The sequence below is a fragment of the Roseospira navarrensis genome, from assembly GCF_009601025.1.
GTDB classification, from domain to species: Bacteria; Pseudomonadota; Alphaproteobacteria; order Rhodospirillales; family Rhodospirillaceae; genus Rhodospira; species Rhodospira navarrensis.
In genome coordinates, this window is record NZ_WIVE01000161.1 from 1 (window position 1) to 1,033 (window position 1,033).

General features: G+C 64.9%; 1 protein-coding gene. It reads right to left on the reverse strand.

The features are described 5' to 3' along the window. Nucleotides 1-5: 5 nt before the first annotated feature. Nucleotides 6-932, reverse strand: coding sequence for an IS1595 family transposase (locus GHC57_RS19100; protein WP_153347247.1), 927 nt, complete (start codon nt 930-932; stop codon nt 6-8). Nucleotides 933-1,033: the final 101 nt, after the last annotated feature.

Below are 1,033 nucleotides of genomic sequence, written 5' to 3' on the forward strand. Positions count from 1 at the left end.
ATGGCTTATCCCTTTGCTTCCGGCGCGATCAACATATCGTAGGTGGTGGGTCCCTTGGTCGTGACGATCCCCAGGAGGGATCGAAAGGCTGCGTGTCGGGTGCGGCGACGATTGAAGCGAAAGACGAACTCGTCGAGGTAGGCTTGCAGATGTTTCCGCCGCAGGCCGTGGTAGACGCCGAGCGCCCAGGTCTTCAGGTTGGAGAAGACGCGGTGGATCCAGGGAAGCACGATATGGGCGGCCATGGAGCCGATGACATGGGGATCGTGCGCCACATCCGGGGTTGCAGCGTAGCCGGTCCATCCGTCGGTCTTCATGGTGGAGCCGGGTCCAAGGGTTTCTTTCACGACAGCCGCCAGTGTGTTGCCGGAGAAATCGGGGATGGCGCGCAGGCGGATGCGGCCCGGCCCGCCGTCGGTGACCTCGACCGCGCCCGCGACCAGCATCTTGCCCTGGTGGCTGCGCCCTTGTCCGCCGGCGGGCGGATCATCGTGTGTTCGGAAGGGGATGGTGGTCTCGTCCATCTCCACGAGACCGGACAGCGGCGTGCGCTCCGGGTTGACCATGGCGCTGCGCAGCTTGGCGCACAGCAGCCAGGCGGTCTTGTAGGAGCCCAGCCCCAGTTGCGACCGGATCTGGACCGCCGAGATGCCGTTGGAGTGGGTCGCCATCAGATACGCCGCCCAGAACCACACCGTCAGGGGCAGCTTGCTGCGATGCATGACCGTCCCGGCCGTGACCGAGGTCTGGCGGCCGCAGTCGGCGCACTCCGTGGTCCACGCCTTGGTTTCCAGCGCCCAGCCGCGTTTGCCGCCGCACACCGGACAGACGAATCCCTCGGGCCAGCGTTGTCTCGCGAGGTACGCCGCGCAGGCGGCTTCGTCAGGGAACTGGCGTTGGAATTCGAGCAGGGATCGGGGAAACGCGCTCATGATCAGGCTCCGGAAATGACGCTTGTTCACTCTATGTTCTGCGCCATTTCGGGCCACCTGTCACCACATGATGCGGTCCCGGACTCAAAGGGATAAGCCTT